At 70.0% G+C, this 16491-nt stretch carries 14 protein-coding genes; 7 read left to right on the top strand and 7 right to left on the bottom strand.

Annotated elements, in window-relative coordinates; all coding sequences use genetic code 11:
* The first annotated feature begins 43 nt into the window (after nt 1-43).
* The 3 genes from icmF (at nt 44) to ACL03I_RS25845 (ending at nt 4704) form a co-directional block, all read left to right on the top strand.
* A complete protein-coding gene (icmF, locus tag ACL03I_RS25855) occupies nt 44-3262 on the top strand; it encodes a fused isobutyryl-CoA mutase/GTPase IcmF (RefSeq protein WP_412807148.1) in 3219 nt (1072 codons plus the stop codon).
* A 211-nt stretch (nt 3263-3473) separates the two neighbouring features.
* On the top strand, nt 3474-4544 hold the full coding sequence (locus ACL03I_RS25850) for an amidohydrolase family protein (protein WP_412807147.1): 1071 nt from the start codon (nt 3474-3476) through the stop codon (nt 4542-4544).
* A gap of 46 nt (nt 4545-4590) precedes the next feature.
* Nucleotides 4591-4704 (top strand): DUF3224 domain-containing protein, encoded by a 114-nt coding sequence (locus ACL03I_RS25845; protein WP_355073631.1) that lies wholly within the window; start codon nt 4591-4593, stop codon nt 4702-4704.
* Here the strand turns inward: ACL03I_RS25845 and ACL03I_RS25840 are convergent.
* The 3 genes from ACL03I_RS25840 to ACL03I_RS25830 all read right to left on the bottom strand — a co-directional run bounded on the left by ACL03I_RS25840 (nt 4689) and on the right by ACL03I_RS25830 (nt 9349).
* Nucleotides 4689-5486 carry a helical backbone metal receptor gene (locus tag ACL03I_RS25840; protein WP_412807146.1) on the bottom strand — a complete coding sequence of 266 codons (798 nt, stop codon included), beginning with the start codon at nt 5484-5486 and terminating at the stop codon, nt 4689-4691. The two genes, ACL03I_RS25845 and ACL03I_RS25840, sit on opposite strands and share 16 nt — an antisense overlap.
* Before the next feature lie 282 nt (nt 5487-5768).
* A complete protein-coding gene (locus ACL03I_RS25835; RefSeq protein WP_364433124.1) occupies nt 5769-6536 on the bottom strand; it encodes an SWIM zinc finger family protein in 768 nt (255 codons plus the stop codon).
* Nucleotides 6533-9349: a DEAD/DEAH box helicase gene (locus tag ACL03I_RS25830; protein WP_412807145.1), complete on the bottom strand. Its 2817-nt coding sequence runs from the start codon at nt 9347-9349 to the stop codon at nt 6533-6535. The genes ACL03I_RS25835 and ACL03I_RS25830 overlap by 4 nt, the downstream gene beginning before the upstream one ends.
* A gap of 149 nt (nt 9350-9498) precedes the next feature.
* On the opposite strand from ACL03I_RS25830, the gene ACL03I_RS25825 reads away from it, so the two are divergent.
* Nucleotides 9499-9861: a hypothetical protein gene (locus ACL03I_RS25825; RefSeq protein WP_355073623.1), complete on the top strand. Its 363-nt coding sequence runs from the start codon at nt 9499-9501 to the stop codon at nt 9859-9861.
* Nucleotides 9862-9865: 4 nt separating this feature from the next.
* Here the strand turns inward: ACL03I_RS25825 and ACL03I_RS25820 are convergent, their stop codons facing one another.
* Nucleotides 9866-10672 (bottom strand): sulfurtransferase, encoded by an 807-nt coding sequence (locus ACL03I_RS25820; RefSeq protein WP_397280213.1) that lies wholly within the window; start codon nt 10670-10672, stop codon nt 9866-9868.
* Nucleotides 10673-10919: 247 nt separating this feature from the next.
* Between ACL03I_RS25820 and ACL03I_RS25815 the strand changes: the two genes are divergently transcribed.
* Nucleotides 10920-12059 carry a benzoate/H(+) symporter BenE family transporter gene (locus ACL03I_RS25815; protein ID WP_355073775.1) on the top strand — a complete coding sequence of 380 codons (1140 nt, stop codon included), beginning with the start codon at nt 10920-10922 and terminating at the stop codon, nt 12057-12059.
* Between the two features lie 167 nt (nt 12060-12226).
* Here the strand turns inward: ACL03I_RS25815 and ACL03I_RS25810 are convergent, their stop codons facing one another.
* From ACL03I_RS25810 to ACL03I_RS25800, 3 genes are read right to left on the bottom strand one after another with little or no spacing between them, the layout of a single operon-like run.
* On the bottom strand, nt 12227-13033 hold the full coding sequence (locus tag ACL03I_RS25810; protein ID WP_412807144.1) for an SDR family oxidoreductase: 807 nt from the start codon (nt 13031-13033) through the stop codon (nt 12227-12229).
* 20 nt (nt 13034-13053) lie between these two features.
* Nucleotides 13054-13692, bottom strand: a complete 639-nt coding sequence (locus ACL03I_RS25805; protein ID WP_412807143.1) for an antibiotic biosynthesis monooxygenase family protein — start codon at nt 13690-13692, stop codon at nt 13054-13056.
* A 43-nt stretch (nt 13693-13735) separates the two neighbouring features.
* Complete coding sequence (locus ACL03I_RS25800; RefSeq protein ID WP_355073615.1) at nt 13736-14227, bottom strand: Lrp/AsnC family transcriptional regulator; 492 nt, start codon at nt 14225-14227, stop codon at nt 13736-13738.
* Between the two features lie 148 nt (nt 14228-14375).
* On the opposite strand from ACL03I_RS25800, the gene pdhA reads away from it, so the two are divergent.
* The gene (gene pdhA / locus ACL03I_RS25795; protein WP_356969376.1) at nt 14376-15488 is read left to right on the top strand and encodes a pyruvate dehydrogenase (acetyl-transferring) E1 component subunit alpha; all 1113 of its coding nucleotides are present in this window, start codon (nt 14376-14378) and stop codon (nt 15486-15488) included.
* Complete coding sequence (locus tag ACL03I_RS25790) at nt 15485-16468, top strand: alpha-ketoacid dehydrogenase subunit beta (protein WP_355073611.1); 984 nt, start codon at nt 15485-15487, stop codon at nt 16466-16468. The genes pdhA and ACL03I_RS25790 overlap by 4 nt, the downstream gene beginning before the upstream one ends.
* Nucleotides 16469-16491: the final 23 nt, after the last annotated feature.

Raw genomic sequence — 16491 nt, 5'->3', positions numbered from 1 at the left:
CGTCCTAGTATCGGGCGACAATGGAATCCCCGGAGGAATCCCAGTGGCCGACAGCAGCGCGCTCTACACGCCCACCCATCCCGTTCGCTTCGTCACCTCGGCGGCCCTGTTCGACGGGCACGACGCGGCGATCAACATCATGCGCCGCATCCTGCAGAGCCAAGGGGCGGAGGTGATCCATCTCGGTCACAACCGCTCGGTCAGCGAGGTGGTCGACGCCGTGCTCACCGAAGACGCCCAAGGCGTCGCCGTCAGCTCCTATCAGGGCGGCCACGTCGAGTACTTCGAATATCTCGCGGACGCCCTGCGGAAAGCCGGAGCCGAGCACGTGCGGATCTTCGGCGGTGGCGGTGGCGTGATCGTGGCGGAGGAGATCGCCCGACTGGCCGCGTCCGGCGTGACCATCTTCTCCCCCGAGGACGGACAGCGACTCGGCCTGCCCGGCATGATCAATCAGCTCATCCGCGCCTGCGACGTCGACCTCGCGGCCGAGCCGCCGGTGCTCGACGCGGTGCTCGCGGGCGAGCGCGCCGCCCTGGCGCGCGTCATCACCTGTCTGCAAGCGGACGCGCTGCCGGAGGCCGACCGGCGGAAACTGGCCGAGACCGCGGCGGCGCGAACCGTGCCGGTGCTCGGCATCACCGGGACGGGCGGCTCCGGAAAGTCCTCGCTCACCGACGAATTGGTGCGCAGGCTGCGCTCGGACCAGCAGGACAAGGTGCGGGTCGCGATCCTCGCGGTCGACCCGACCCGGCGACGCGGGGGCGGCGCGCTGCTCGGCGACCGCATCCGCATGAACGCCCTCGACGGCGAACACGTCTTCTTCCGGTCGCTGGCCACCCGCGGCGGACACGAACTGCCCGACAACATCGATCTCATCGTGGCCGCCTGCAAGGCAGCGGGATACGACCTGGTCATCCTCGAAACGCCCGGCATCGGCCAGGGCGACGCCGCGGTGATCGACCACGTCGACGTGTCGATGTACGTGATGACGCCCGAGTTCGGCGCCGCCTCCCAGCTGGAGAAGATCGACATGCTGGACTACGCGGACGTGGTGGCGATCAACAAGTTCGAGCGCCGCGGGGCCGCGGACGCGCTGCGGGACGTGGCCAGGCAGCTGATCCGCAACCGCGAGGAGTTCCACGCCGCGCCGCAGGACATGCCGGTCTTCGGCACCAGCGCGGCGACGTTCAACGACGACGGGGTGACGGCGCTCTACCAGCACCTGACCGGCCTGCTCGCGAACCACGGCCTGCGGCTGGAGCCCGGCGCGCTGCCCCGGGTGGACACCCGCGCGTCCACGAGGTTCGCCCAGCTCATCCCGCCCGCACGGGTGCGCTACCTGGCCGAGATCGCCGAGACCGTGCGCGACTACCACGCCGAGACCGCCGCGCAGGTCGTCGCCGCGCAACGGCTGCAACGACTCGAGCAGGTGGCGCTCGAACTGCCGGACGACACCGCCGTGGCCGAACTGACCGAACGCGCCCGCGCCGACCTCACCCCCGCGAACGCCGCACTGCTGGCCGAGTGGCCCGCCCTCGCCGAGTCCTACCGCGGGGAAGAACAGGTGGTCCGGGTGCGGGACCGGGAGATACACACTCCGCTGCGCCGGGAGACCCTGTCGGGCAACTCGATTCCGCGCGTCGCCCTGCCCCGCTTCACCGATCACGGTGAGCTGCTGCGTTTCCTGCGCGCCGAGCATCTGCCGGGGCGCTTCCCCTTCACCGCCGGAGTGTTCCCGTTCAAACGCGACAACGAGGACCCGGCCCGGATGTTCGCGGGTGAGGGCGATCCGTTCCGCACCAACCGCCGGTTCAAGGTGCTCAGCGAGCACTCCGAGGCGAAAAGGCTGTCCACGGCATTCGATTCGGTCACACTCTACGGGCACGATCCCGCCGAGCGGCCCGATATCTACGGCAAGGTCGGCACCTCCGGCGTGTCGATCGCCTCGCTCGACGACATGGAAGTGCTCTACGACGGTTTCGACCTGACCGCGCCGACCACCTCGGTCTCGATGACGATCAACGGTCCGGCGCCGACCATCCTGGCCTACTTCCTCAACACCGCGATCGATCAGGCGCTGGAACGCTTCACCGCGGAGCAGGGACGGCCGCCGACCGACGCCGAAGCGGCCGACCTGCGAGCCCGCACGCTGGCCACGGTGCGCGGCACGGTGCAGGCCGACATCCTCAAGGAGGACCAAGGCCAGAACACCTGCATCTTCTCCACCGAATTCAGCCTGCGCATGATGGCCGACATCCAGGAATGGTTCGTACGCAACGGCGTACGCAATTTCTACTCGGTGTCGATCTCCGGCTACCACATCGCCGAGGCGGGCGCGAACCCGATCAGCCAGCTGGCCTTCACCCTGGCGAACGGATTCACCTATGTGGAGGCGTATCTCGCGCGCGGCATGCATATCGATGACTTCGCGCCGAACCTGTCCTTCTTCTTCTCCAACGGGATGGATCCGGAGTATTCGGTGATCGGCCGGGTGGCCCGCCGCATCTGGGCCGTGGCCATGCGGGACCGCTACGGCGCCAACGAGCGGTCGCAGAAGCTGAAGTACCACATCCAGACCTCCGGCCGGTCGCTGCACGCGCAGGAGATGAACTTCAACGACATCCGCACCACGTTGCAGGCGCTCATCGCGATCTACGACAACTGCAACAGCCTGCACACCAACGCCTACGACGAGGCGGTCACCACCCCGACCGAGGAATCGGTGCGGCGCGCGCTGGCCATCCAGCTGATCATCAACCGGGAGTGGGGCGTCGCGATGAACGAGAACCCGCTACAGGGCAGCTTCCTCATCGATGAGCTCACCGATCTGGTCGAGGAGGCGGTGCTCACCGAGTTCGAGCGGATCAGCGAACGCGGCGGCGTGCTCGGCGCGATGGAGACCGGTTATCAGCGGGGCAAGATCCAGGACGAGTCGATGCGCTACGAACAGCGCAAGCACGACGGGTCGCTGCCCATCATCGGGGTGAACACCTTCCGCAACTCCCACGAGGAGCCGCACCGGGAGCTGGAACTGGCGCGCGGCACCGAAGCGGAGAAGCAGTCGCAGCTACGCCGGGTGCGTGAGTTCCAGCAGCGCAACCGGGACGCCGCCCATGCCGCGCTCGCCCGGCTCGAAGCGGTCGCCCGCACCGACGACAACATTTTCGAGGTGCTGATGGACGCCGCCCGCGTGTGCACGTTGCAGCAGATCACCGACACGTTCTTCACCGTCGGAGGTCAGTACCGCCGCAACGTGTGAGTCTTTTGCGCGCCGTGTTGAGCCGGTCGCTCGCGCGGGTTTCGAGCAGCCGTATGCCCCGGTGGCCCGGTTCGCGCTCGCGGACCGGGTCCGCCCGCAGATCCGGCGGAACCCGCCGTGCCGACTCGGCGGGCGCGGATTCCGAACTCACCGCGCGCCGGGCATGTGACAATCGCCGAGCAAACCTTCGGCGCGGTTGGGGACGGCAGACATGGACCTCTCGGGAATCCGGATCATCGACGCACACATCCACCAGTGGGATCCGTTCGGCACACCCCGGGATTTCAGCGCCCTGGCGAAGCTGTTCCGGCTGTTGCCGGTCCCGGTGGACGCCGCGAAGCGCCTCGCGCCGCGCCGGGACCGGGAATTCGTCGGTGACCCGGTCGCCTACCTGCGGCCCTACCTTCCGTTCGACTACCGCGCCGACGCCGGGAACGCGCCGGTGGAGGTGGTCGCGCACATCGAAGTCGAATGGTCGCAACCCGGACCGCTCGGGAAGGCCGGGGAAACCGCCTGGGTGGCCGGGCTGCCGCTGGAAGCGGCGCCACGGCTCGGCGCGATCCTCGCGGGCGGCGATCCGGCCGACCCCCGGTTCGGGGAGCTCCTCGACGCGCACGCGGCCGCCTCGCCGCTACTGCGCGGTATCCGCACCATGGTCGCCCACCATCCCGATCCCGGTGTTCGGTCGTTCACCGACGCGCCCGGCAAGCTCGCGACCAAGAAATTCCTGGACGGCTTCGCGCGGCTGGCCGAGCGCGGCCTGTCGTTCGAAGCCTGGGTGTACTCGCATGCCATTCCCGACGTCACCGCGCTGGCCGAACGCTATCCCGAAGTGCCGATCGTGCTGAACCACCTCGGCACGCCCGCGGGGATCTTCGGGGCGGTGGGCAAGCACACCGGCACCAATCCCGGGCTGCGCAGGCAGTTGCTGGTGCGGTGGCGCGACGATCTCGCCGCACTGGCCGCGCGCCCGAACGTGGTCGCGAAGGTGAGCGGGCTGATGATGCCGATCCTCGGCCATCCGATCCCGCCGCGCGGCACGCCGACGCCGGTGCCGCAGCTGCTCGACCGGATCGGTCCGCTGGTCGAACACGCCGTGGACGTCTTCGGCGCGGACCGTCTCATCTGGGGGTCGAACTTCCCGGTGGACAAGCCGGTCACCAGCATCGCGAACAGCATCGAGGCCATCGCGACCGCCGTCACCGGCCACGGGGGCGGCCCGACCGAACTCGAGCAGGTCTTCCGGACCACCGCGCAGCGGGTGTACCGGATCGCCGACTGAGCCGGTTGTCGGTGCCCGCGGCGCCGACCGCACGAACGAGTTCTGCGTGATCGTGCCCGCCAGCGGCACCGGTGACCTCGCGGGCATCACGGGCACGGGCGGCCTGCACGTGGACGCCGACGGCACGCACCACATCTGGTTCGACTACGAATTGGGTTGAGCCGCCCGAGCCAGTTGTGCGGTGAGGGTATCGCGGGCGGTCGCCAATGACGGCCCGTACCAGGTGAGGGCGCGGCCTTCCACCAGCGCGACCGGGATGTCCGGAAACGCTTCTGGCCCATCGGTTTCGGTGAAGACATAGGGTTCGTCGGGAAGTACCGCGAGGTCGACGCCTTCGATCAATTCGGCCGGTGTGACGTGGGGATATCGGTCGGGGCGATCGGCGTGCACCAGCCGCAGGCCCAAACGGCGAGCGATGTCGCCGGTGAAGGTGTTCCGTCCGACCACCATCCACGGGTCGCGCCAGACCGGGATGACGGCGGCGCGCGCCGGCTCGGGCGGTGGTGCGGCCCAAACGGATCGGGCCTCGGTGAGCCAGGCGGGCGAGTCGACGCCGAGCGCCTCCACGCAGAGCCGGGTCAGGGAGGCCATGGCCTCGTCGACGGTCTCTATCTCGGTAACCCACACCGGAATTCCCGCCGCGCGCAGGCGTTCCACGTCGAGGCGGCGGTTCTCCTCCTTGTTGCACAGCACCAGGTCGGGGGCGAGTTCGACGATCCGGCGGACATCCGGGTTCTTGGTCCCCCGGACGCGCTCGACCGCGAGATCGGCTGGGTGCGTGCACCATTGCGTGGCGGCGACGAGGACTTCCGGACAAGTGCGCGCCACCGCCTCGGTCAGCGACGGAACGAGCGACACTACCCGGCGCGGGGGTGTGCGGAGATCCACCGGAGTACCGAGGTCGTCGCGGGGCGACCCGGCCGCTGGGCTCTTTCCTGCCACGCTGTCAGCCTATAACAGAAGATTCACGCAGGTGGGCGGCCTTTTCTGGACGAAGCGAGACCAGCCGCGACGATCGGGCCACGCCGGGAGAGATGCGGCAAGTGCGGTGCAAGGGCAGCATCCGGGCGTGGCTGGGGCAGTTCCGCGCGGGGTTGAGCGGCGCGACACTGAATAACGGCACCCGGCGTCGGGAAGTCTCCGGTCCCTTCGCTCCGCCGGTATCGATCCCGCCCCGACAGACCGGCGGTAACCGACAGCCCCGATGCTGGGTGCCAACCAACGTCAGCGGTCGAACCGCCGATAGAGCGCGGTGAGATCGCGCAGACCGGTCGCGGCGACCGTCTCGTCCGCCGAAGTCATCCGCAGCGCCTTACGGAGCAGCAGCGGATCCAAATCCTCCGGCGCCGCCCGGAATTCGACCGCGGGCAAGTCCGGCAGCGAAACGCGCTCACCGTACGGATCGTCGGAAACGGTGGGTCTCGGCTCGCGCTCGATGCCCCCGATCAGCGTGTCCAGGTCGAGTCCGCGCAGGGTCAGGATCTCGCGCGGGTGTTCGTCGAGCCGCTCGGCCAGCAGGTAGCAGACCGCCGCCACGTGCTTGCACGGCCAGCCCGGGTCCGGGCAGCTGCAGGTGAAATCCAGGTCCGCCGCGGTGCTCGGCAGCAGCAGCGGCCCCAGCCCGGTGGGCAACGCCCCCGAGGCGATCTCGGCGAGCATGCCCGGCGCCGAGCGAATGGTTTCGATGAGCAATTCGAGTTCGTCCTCGCGCACCGGGCGCACGGTGAACACCGCCGTGAACGGACGCGGTTGGCTGCCTTGCACTTCCGCCGTCACCGCGCCCGGCTCGATCCGGTAGTTCACCACCTGGCCGGATCGGGCGTAGTTGCGACCGCGCGCCAGCCGCCCCGGCTCCGCCATTCGCTCGACCGATTCCACCAGCGCCCTGCCCCACCAGGTGCGCCCGAAACCGCCTCGTCTGCTGCGGGCTTCCACTCCGCCGCGCACCGGCAGCTTCTTCCCGTACTCGGAGTAGTCGATGAACGGACTCATTCGCCCACCGCCGCCGCACCCAGGGCGAACAAGTCGCGCAATTCGTCGGTGCTCAGTTCGGTGATCCAGTTCTCCCCCGCGCCGACGGCCAGATCGGCGAGCTGCCGCTTGCCGTTGATCATCTCGTCGATCCGCTCCTCGATCGTGTCCACGCACACCAGCTTGCGCACCTGCACGTTGCGCTGCTGGCCGATCCGGAAGGCGCGGTCGGTGGCCTGGTTCTCCACCGCGGGATTCCACCAGCGATCCAGGTGGACCACGTGATTGGCAGCGGTGAGATTGAGCCCGGTGCCACCCGCCTTGAGCGACAACAACATCAGCGGCGGTCCGTCCGGCGCCTGGAAGCCGGTGACCATCGCGTCGCGCTTCTTCTTCGGCACGCCGCCGTGCAGGAACGGGATCGCCGCGCCGAACCGCTCGGCCAGATAGGGCGCGACCAGCTCGCCGAATTCCCGGAATTGGGTGAACAGCAGCGCCTTCTCACCGTCGGCCAGCACCGCGTCCATCACGTCCTCGACGAGGGCGAGCTTGCCGGAGCGATGTGCCCCTCGGTGCAGCACACTCGACCCGTCGCCCAGGAAATGCGCGGGATGGTTGCACACCTGCTTGAGCCGGGTGAGCGCACCGAGCACGGCGCCTTTGCGCGCCATGCCCTTCGCGTCCTTGATCTTGGCCAGCATGTCGTCCACGACCGCCTGGTACAGCGAGGCCTGCTCGACGGTGAGGTTGGCCCGCACGGTCATCTCCAGCTTCTCGGGCAGGTCGCTGATCACCGTGGGGTCGGTCTTCACCCGGCGCAGCACGAACGGCTGGGTCAGCCAGCGCAGGCGACTGATCGCGTTCTGGTCGCGCTCGCGTTCGATGGGCACCGCGAAGCGGGCGCGGAAGGACGGCGGACTGCCGAGCACTTTCGGCACCGCGAAATCCATGATGGAACGCAGCTCTTCCAACCGGTTCTCCACCGGCGTGCCGGTGAGCGCCAATCGATGTCGCGCGCGCAGCGACCGCGCCGCCCGCGCCTGCCGCGTCCCCGCGTTCTTGATGTGCTGCGCTTCGTCCAGTACGACGCGGTCCCAGTGCTGTCTGCCGAGTTCCCCGGCGTCGCGCGCCAGCAGAGCGTAGGTGGTGATCACCAGATCCGCGGCGGCGACCGTCTCGTCGAGTTCGGCGCCCACCCGCCGGCCCGCGCCGTGATGCACCCACACCCGCAGGTCGGGTGCGAACCGCTCGGCCTCGCGCTGCCAGTTGCCGACCACCGACATCGGGCACACCAGCAAGGTCGGGCCCGGCGCCGGCTCGGACGTCGCGTTCTCGCGCTCGTGCACCAGCAGGGCGAGCACCTGGACGGTCTTGCCGAGTCCCATGTCGTCGGCCAGGATCGCCCCGCAACTCATCCGGCTCATGGTCGCCAGCCAGGCCAGGCCGCGTTCCTGGTAGGGGCGCAGCTCGGCCTTCAACCCGACGGGCGCGGCGACCGCTTCCGGCTGCCGAGCGCGGTCGAGCAGGTCCCCCGCCCAGCCCGAGGCGGTGACCTCGGTGATCGGCACCTGGGGCACCCGGGAGACCGCGATCTCGCCGAGCATGTCCGCGAAGGTGATCGGCGAGTCGTCGGCGTGCGCGGCGACGTACTTGGCCGCGGCGACCAGCGCCTTGTGATCGGCCTGCACCCATTGACCGCGCAACTCGACGAGATCGGATTTGGCGCGCACCAGGCGTTCCATCTCGGCCGTGGTCAGCACCATGCCGCCGAGCGCGAGTTCCCAGCGGTAGGACACCAGGCCGGGCAGACCGACCGTGCTCTCCGCGGCGGGCACCGCGCTCTCCACTCGCAACCGCATGCTCGGCTCGGCGACACTCCAGGCGCGCGGGAGCAGCAGTTGGACCCCCACCGCATGCAGGGCGTGCACGCCGTGCGCGACCAGGTCGAGCACCACTTCGGTGGGCAACAGCAGATCCATGCTGCGCGGATCGCTCGGCAAGTCACGCAGCCTCGGATATGCCCGCTTGGCCGCGCCGAGCTTGTCCACCGCGATCCGGACCAGATTCGGGTCCTCGTGCAGCGGAACGGTTCTGGGCGCCTCACCGGTGAGCCGCAGGCACACCTCCAGCCGCCACAACGCCACCGACTCGTCGGCGAGACCGAGTTCGCCATCCGGTTCCAGCAGACGCAGCACCAGTTCCGGCTCGTCACCGGTCAGGCTGGCCCGCCAGCCCTCGAGCACCTCGGCGACCTGATAGCTGCCGTTGTCCAGCGGAATGTCGCCGACCAGGGCGGCCACCAGGGGATGCGGCGAGTCCGGCAGGTCGGCCAGTGACCGCGCGATCGGGTCGGTGAGTTCGGTGACCAGGTCCTCGAGCAGCGCTGCCGGACGCCCGGCCACCCGCAGCGCCTCCGGCATGGCGACCGCCAGCTCGGCCAGCCAAGCCCGCTGCCGCTCCCCGCCGACCAGCCGCCAGCGCACCCACCACTGGCCGTCCTCCCTGCGCAGGTCCGGCACGACACGCCCGGCGCGCACCCAGCGTTCGATGCCGCCCGCGACATGCGCCAGATACCGCAGATCCCCCGCCACCAGGTCGGCGGGCAACCGCTGCCGGAGGGCCTCCGCTGCCGCGACCGGGGCCAGCGCGTGCGCGCGGACCTGCTCGGTCCCGGCGATCCCGTGCTCGACGACCGGGACCTCGGCCCGGTGCCGGAACTTCGACGCGCGCAGCACGCTGCCCAGCGGATCCGGAAGCTCGGCGGACGTCGCGGCGACCGGCGAGTCGTGCCAGAGCAGCAACCCGGCACCCGGCGACCACAGTCCGTGCAGCATCACCCCATCCAAGCAGGCGGGTGCGACACGGCCGCGCACACCGTGCCCGGACCGTTGTGGATTTCTGCGCCCAACCGGCACATACTGGAATATCCGCAGGTCATCGCAGAACAACCGCAGCTTGGTGTCAAGGAAGCGGAGGAAGCAGCATGACGATTCTGCTCCAGGTTCTCGAGCAGAGCTTCACACCGACGACCACGTGGGAACGGCGCAAATTCACCTTCGTGCATGCCGACAAGATCGTCGGCATGCGGCTCGACGGGCAGTGCGGGGTGTGGCTTGACCTGTCGCGCCCAGGTGAATCCCAGCGGCTGGCCCGCACCACCGACCCGCGCGAGGCGATCACGTTCCTGCTCACCACCTTCGCGAAGATCGCCGAATGCGAGGAGCGCGGCGGCTCGTGGGTGATCGGGCACGACGGATCGCATATCGAGTCGATCGCGGCCACCCGGTTCCCGCCCCGGGCGAGCGAGGTCGTCGACGACGATCTCCTGGCCCGGGCCTGGCTGTAAGGCGTCAGTTACCGGTCGCGACCGGCCGTTTCGGATCGTTCGACCACTGCGACCACGACCCGGGATACAAGGCCGCCTCGACGCCCGCGATGGCGAGCGCGGCGACCTGGTGCGCCGCTGTCACACCGGAACCGCAGTACACGGCCACCGGCCCGGATCCGAAATCGGCGAAGCGGTCGCGCAGTTCCGCGACGGCGCGGAAGCGCCCGTCCGCGTCGAGATTGTCGGCGGTCGGAGCGCTCAGCGCGCCGGGGATGTGCCCGGCGCGGGGGTCGATCGGCTCCACGTCGCCGCGGAAGCGCTCGCTGGCCCTGGCGTCCAGTAGCACGCCCTTCCAGCGGGCCGCCGCGTCGGCGTCGATCACGGGCAGGTGACCGGGACGCACTTCGACATCGCCCGGCTCGGGGTCGGGTTCCGCGCCGGTCGCGACGGACCCGCCCGCGTCGATCCAGGCGGGCAGCCCGCCGTCGAGGATGCGCACGTCCGCGACACCCGCCCAGCGCAGCAGCCACCAGGCGCGCGCGGCGGCCATGCCGCCGGTGGCGTCGTAGACCACCACCGGGTCGCCCTCGCACAGGCCCCAGCTGCGCGCGCACTTCTCCAGTTGCGCGGGCTCCGGCAGCGGATGCCTGCCGCGCGCGGGTGACGGCGGCGCGGCCAGCTCGGTTTCCAGGTCGACGAACACCGCGCCGGGAACGTGGCCGGCGAGATAGTGCTGCGGCCCGTCCGGATCGCCCAGCGCCCATCGCACATCCAGTAGGCGAAGCCGCTTGTCCGGCAACGCTTCCCGAAGCTCCTCCGGTGAGATCAGTACCGCGCTCAACTCAGCTCCTCGTCCCGAATCGCGTCCTCGCGCACCGACTCCCCACCCTACGCACCCGAATGTGCCGATGTCGCCGAACACTCTCGCCCGTGCCGCACACCGGCTCGAGTCAGTCCAGTTTCGGGGCACTGGCAGGCGACACGCGTCCGTGACCAGCGGCAATATCCGACCGGTGTCGAACGTATCCACCACCGAGACCACCGCGACGCGGGAACCCGAACGGGCGGGAGCGGGGCTGGCGCCGCCACTCGGCGCGGGCGTGGTGACGGCCCTGGTCGGATTCACCAGCTCGTTCGCCGTGGTGCTGAGCGGATCGACCGCGGTCGGGGCGAGCTCCGCGCAGGCCGCGTCGGGTCTGCTGGCGCTGTGCGTCACCCAGGCGATCGGCATGATGGCGCTGAGCTACCGCTACCGCATGCCGATCACGCTGGCCTGGTCCACACCGGGCGCGGCGCTGCTGGCCGGGACGGGCGCGGTGGCGGGAGGCTGGCCCGCCGCGATCGGAGCGTTCGTGGTGACGGGGGTGCTGATCGTCGTCACCGGACTCTGGCAGCGGCTGGGCACCCTGGTCGCGGCGATCCCGGTGGAGATAGCGCAGGCCATGCTGGCCGGAGTTCTGCTGCCGCTGTGCCTGGCGCCGGTGCGGGCGGTGCAGACGAGTCCGGCGGTGGTGGCGCCGGTGATCCTGGTCTGGCTCGTGCTGCAACGATATGCCCAGCGTTGGGCGGTGATCGCGGCCTTTGTCACCGCGGCGGTAGCCGCCGGCGTGAGCATCGTCGTGCAGCACCGTCATCTCGACGTCGGCGCGATGGCTCCGCGACTGGAACTGACGCTGCCGCACTGGAGCTGGCAGGCGCTGATCGGCGTCGCGATCCCGCTCTACATCGTCACCATGGCCTCGCAGAACATCCCTGGCACCGCGGTGCTGGCCTCGTTCGACTACCGGGTGCCCTGGCGCGCGGCGATGACGGTCACCGGTCTCGGCACCGTCGTCGGAGCGCCCGCGGGCGGGCACACGATCAATCTCGCCGCCATCAGCGCCGCGCTCGCGGCAGCCCCCGCGGCGCATCCGGACCCGAAGCGGCGCTGGATCGCGGCATTCACGGCGGGCGCGATGTACCTGCTGCTCGCGCTGGGCTCGGCCGCCGTGGTCACGCTGATCGCGACCGCCCCGGCCGGAACCCTGGAAACAGTGGCCGGCCTGGCCCTGCTGGCGACCCTGGGCGCGGCCCTCGGCGCGGCGCTGCGCTCCGAACACCGCGAAGCCGCCGTGGTGACGTTCCTGATCGCCGCCTCCGGTGTCGGCTTCGCGGGGATCGGCGCCGCCTTCTGGGCTTTACTCGCGGGACTCGTGGTGCGCAAAGTGCTGCGTTAGTCGCCGGGCCGAGCGAAGGCGAGGCAGCTGCACAAAAGGCGCAGCCGGACGCAGTCCGTCCACAGCCCGCATCGGGCCGAGCGAAGGCGAGGCAGCTGCTCAAAAGGCGCAGCCGGACGCAGTCCGTCCACAGCCCGCACCGGGCCGAGCGAAGGCGAGGCAGCTGCTCAGGCCTGCAGCGCGGCCTGGAAGCGCCGCATGCCGACGATCCAGCGGTCGTAGTCGGAGCCCTTGTGGCGGTACATCTTCAGCACCTCGGGGTGGGGCAGGATCAGGAAGTGCTCGTCGGTCACCCCGGCGAGCACGATCTCGGCGACCTCCTCCGGGGACAGCACCTCGCCCGCGCTGGTGACGGCCTTCACCGCGAGTTCCGCCTCGGCGGCGTGCTCCGGCGGAACGAGGCCGCCGCGCAGCAGCCGCGTATCCACACCCATCGGGCACACGCAGCTCACCCGCACTCCGCGGTCGCCGTAGGTGACCGACAGCCATTCCGCGAAACCGACGGCCGCGTGCTTGGACACCGCGTAGGGGGCCGAGCCGAGCTGGGTGAGCAGCCCTGCCGCCGACGCCGTGCCGACGAAATAACCACCACCACGGGACAGCCACCCGGGGACGAGCAGCCGCGCGGCGCGGACGTGGGCCATCACGTTGACCTCGAGCGCCGCCGCCCATTGCTCGTCGGTGCTGTCCAGACCCGCGCCGCCGCCGATGCCCGCGTTCGCGAAGTACAGGTCGACCGGCCCGAACTGCGCCTCGGCGCGCTCGATCAATGCGCGGATCACCGCCTCGTCGGCCACGTCTCCGCCGACGGCGACGGCATCCGCCCCGAGAGACTCCGCGACCCGCGCCGCGCTCGCACTGTCGAGGTCGGCGAGCACCACGCGCGCACCGGCGGCGACGAGCCGGGCGGCCAATGCCGCCCCGATCCCCGCGCCCGCCCCCGTGACAATGGCAACTTTGCCCGAAATCTCCATCCCCGCACCCTAACGGGACATCACCGGTCTTCCGCCGGGAAGCCCGCGACCACCTCGTAGAGCTGCGGATGCGCGGTGGCGAACCCGGGCGCGGCGGCGAGCCGCCGCTGAAACGCCGGATTCTCCGTCGCGCTGCGCCACGCGGCGGCGCTGTCCCAGTGCGCCACGTTCACCGCCGTGTACCGCGCGGCGGGGTCGAGCGCACGATGCAGGCGATTGTCGCGGAAGCCGGGGGCCGCGCTCATCAGCTCGGCCCTGGTTCGCCAGTGGGCCAGGAATTCCTCGAAGTGTTCGGCGGGCAGTTCGAAGACGTTGACGAAGGTGATGCCGGGTCCGTCCGAGTGCACAGCGGAGCGATATTCGGCGGCGACCCGGTACTCGCTGCCGACGACCTCGGCCTTGGCACCGGCGGCTCGGGCCGACGCGCGGAACGCGGAGTCGCGCAGCGCCGCGTCCCTGGCGGCGACGCTGTCCCACTCCGCAACCATGACCAACGGCAGCGGCGCGTCGGCGGAGGTCGCGCGGTGCATACGGGCGGAACGGAAGCCCGGTGCCCGGCTGACCTTACCGGCGCGCTCGCGCCACTGCACGATGTACTCGTTCGCCCCGTCGAGCGGCAGCCGGATGGTATCGATCACGGTCATTCCGTCATGCGTCATGCCGCCATCCTGAAACCTCGATCGCACTCGAGGTCAAGGATATTCAGCCCGATTTCGCCAAGCGGTCGAGCAATGGGGCGGTACGCGGACCGACCAGCTCGCGCATCACCAGCGCCATGTTCGTCCGCTCGACGCCGGGGATCTTGAGGATCTGCCCGGCGATGCGATACAGGTCGTCGGCGTCCTGCGCGACCACCCGCACGGTGAGATCGGTGAGTCCGGTCATGCCGCACACCTCGGTCACCTCGGGCACCTCGGCCAGTTCGTCCACCACCGAATCCAGCCGGTGCTGGTCCACGACGACCGCGACGAACGCCGCGAGCGGATAGCCGAGCGCGCGCGGCTCGACGCGCCGCTCGAAGCTGCCCAGCACGCCACCGGCCTCCCAGCGGGACAATCGAGCCTGCACGGTGTTGCGGGACAGGCCGAGCCGAGTAGCCAGCTCGACACCTGTCGCCCGGGGATTGGCGACCAGTTCCAATAACAGCCTGGCGTCGGTGGCGTCCAGGCTCACGCCGGCGGTTTCTCTGGTCATACCACGCAGTATGACACCACCGCGCGGGTCGCAATTGAGCATTCTGCCCATCCGACGGCCGACCACTTGCGCAGTTCGCATTCGGGTGGATGCTGTGAGATAGGACACAATCCGACCTGTCGAACACCTGGCGAGGAGGCGATCACTCATGCCGGGCAAATCCGAGTATCCGGTGCAACTGGTACAGCCGGACGGTCGCCGCGTCCTCGATCGCGAGCACGCCGCGCTGGTCGCCGACATCGGGCCGGACGACCTGCGGGCGCTGTACGAGGACATGGTGGTGGCCCGTCGGATCGACATCGAGGCCACCGCGCTGCAACGGCAAGGTCAGCTCGGCCTGTGGGCGCCCATGCTCGGGCAGGAGGCCGCCCAGGTCGGCTCCGCGCACGCGCTGCATCCCGACGACTACGTGTTCTGCAGCTACCGCGAAACGGCGGTCGCCTACTGCCGTGGCGTGCCGCCCACCGATCTCACCCGGCTGTGGCGCGGCGCCGCCCATCATTGCTGGGATCCGCACGCGGTGAACATGACCAACCCCAACATCGTCGTCGGCTCCCAAGGGCTGCACGCCACCGGCTACGCGTTCGCGGCGCACATGGACGGCGCGGAGACAGCCACCATCGCCTACTTCGGCGACGGCGCCAGCAGCCAGGGCGATCTGGCCGAAGCGCTCGGGTTCGCCGCGACCTGGAGCGCGCCCGTGGTGTTCTTCTGCCAGAACAACCAGTGGGCGATCAGCGCACCGGTGCGGGTGCAGAGCGCGACGCCGATCGCCCGCCGCGCGTACGGCTACGGCATGCCGGGCAGGCAGGTCGACGGCAACGACGTGCTCGCCGTCCTCGCCGTGACCAGGCAGGCGATCGCCAGGGCGCGCACCGGCGGCGGCCCGTCGTTCATCGAGGCGCTCACCTACCGGATGGGTCCGCACACCACGGCGGACGATCCCACCCGCTACCGTTCGGCCGCCGAGACCGAGCAATGGGCGCGGCGCGATCCGATCGACCGGATCCGCAGGTTGCTCGAGCGCGAGGGCCACTGGGACGACGCGTTCGGCACGCGGGTTGCCCAGCGGTCGGACGAGATGGCGGCAGTGGTGCGCCGCGCGACCATCGACATGCCCGATCCCGCGCCGAGCGAACTGTTCGAGCACGTCTACACCACCCCGCATCCGCTGATCACCGAACAGCGGAGGGCGTACGCGGAGTACCTGGCCGGCGATCCCGGCGGGCCCTCCGCACGAGGAGAAGGAGTCCCGCGATGATCACCACCTTCGCCGCCGCGCTCAACACCGGCCTGCGCCGCGCGCTGGAGGACGATCCGAAGGTCTTGCTGATGGGCGAGGACATCGGGCGCCTCGGCGGAGTGTTCCGGGTGACCGACACGTTGCAGAAGGACTTCGGCGACAATCGCGTCATCGATACGCCGTTGGCCGAATCCGGCATCATCGGAACGGCTTTCGGCATGGCGCTGCGCGGCTACCGGCCGGTGTGCGAGATCCAGTTCGACGGATTCGTCTATCCCGCGTTCGACCAGATCGTCTCGCACGTGGCCAAGATCAACTACCGCACCCAGGGAAAGGTCAACGCGCCGTTGACCATTCGCATCCCGTTCGGCGGCGGCATCGGTTCGGTCGAGCACCACTCCGAATCACCCGAGGCGTATTTCGCGCACACCGCCGGGCTGCGCGTCGTGACACCGAGCAACCCGGCCGACGCGTACTCGATGATTCGCGCGGCGATCGCGCTGAACGATCCGGTGATCTTCTTCGAACCCAAACGCAGGTACTGGGACAAGGCCGACGTCGATTTCGCCGCGCTCGACCGCGACGGCGGCCTGCCGCTGGATCGCGCGCGCGTGTGCACGACAGGCGCGGACGCGACCGTCGTCGCCTACGGCGGGACCGTGGCGACCGCGCTGACGGCCGCGAAGATCGCCGCGCGGGAGGGACACGCGCTCGAGGTGATCGACCTGCGCAGCCTCTCGCCGATCGACTTCGACACCGTCGAGGAGTCGGTCGCGAAGACCGGGCGGCTGATCGTCACGCACGAGGCGCCGGTATTCGCCGGGCTCGGCGCGGAGATCGCCGCCCGCGTCACCGAGCGCTGCTTCTATCACCTGGAAGCGCCCGTGTTGCGCGTCGGCGGATTCGACATCCCCTACCCCCCGGCTAAGCTCGAAAAGCACCATCTGCCCGACCCCGACCGCATCCTCGACGCGGTCGACCGTTCCCTCGCCGCGTGAGGCGGGCTCGCCGTTGTGAGAGG

The sequence above is a fragment of the Nocardia sichangensis genome (genome assembly GCF_047200615.1).
Lineage (GTDB): Bacteria > Actinomycetota > Actinomycetes > Mycobacteriales > Mycobacteriaceae > Nocardia > Nocardia sichangensis.
Note: the sequence above shows the minus strand (reverse complement) of the source record. Positions and strands in the feature narration are given on the sequence as shown.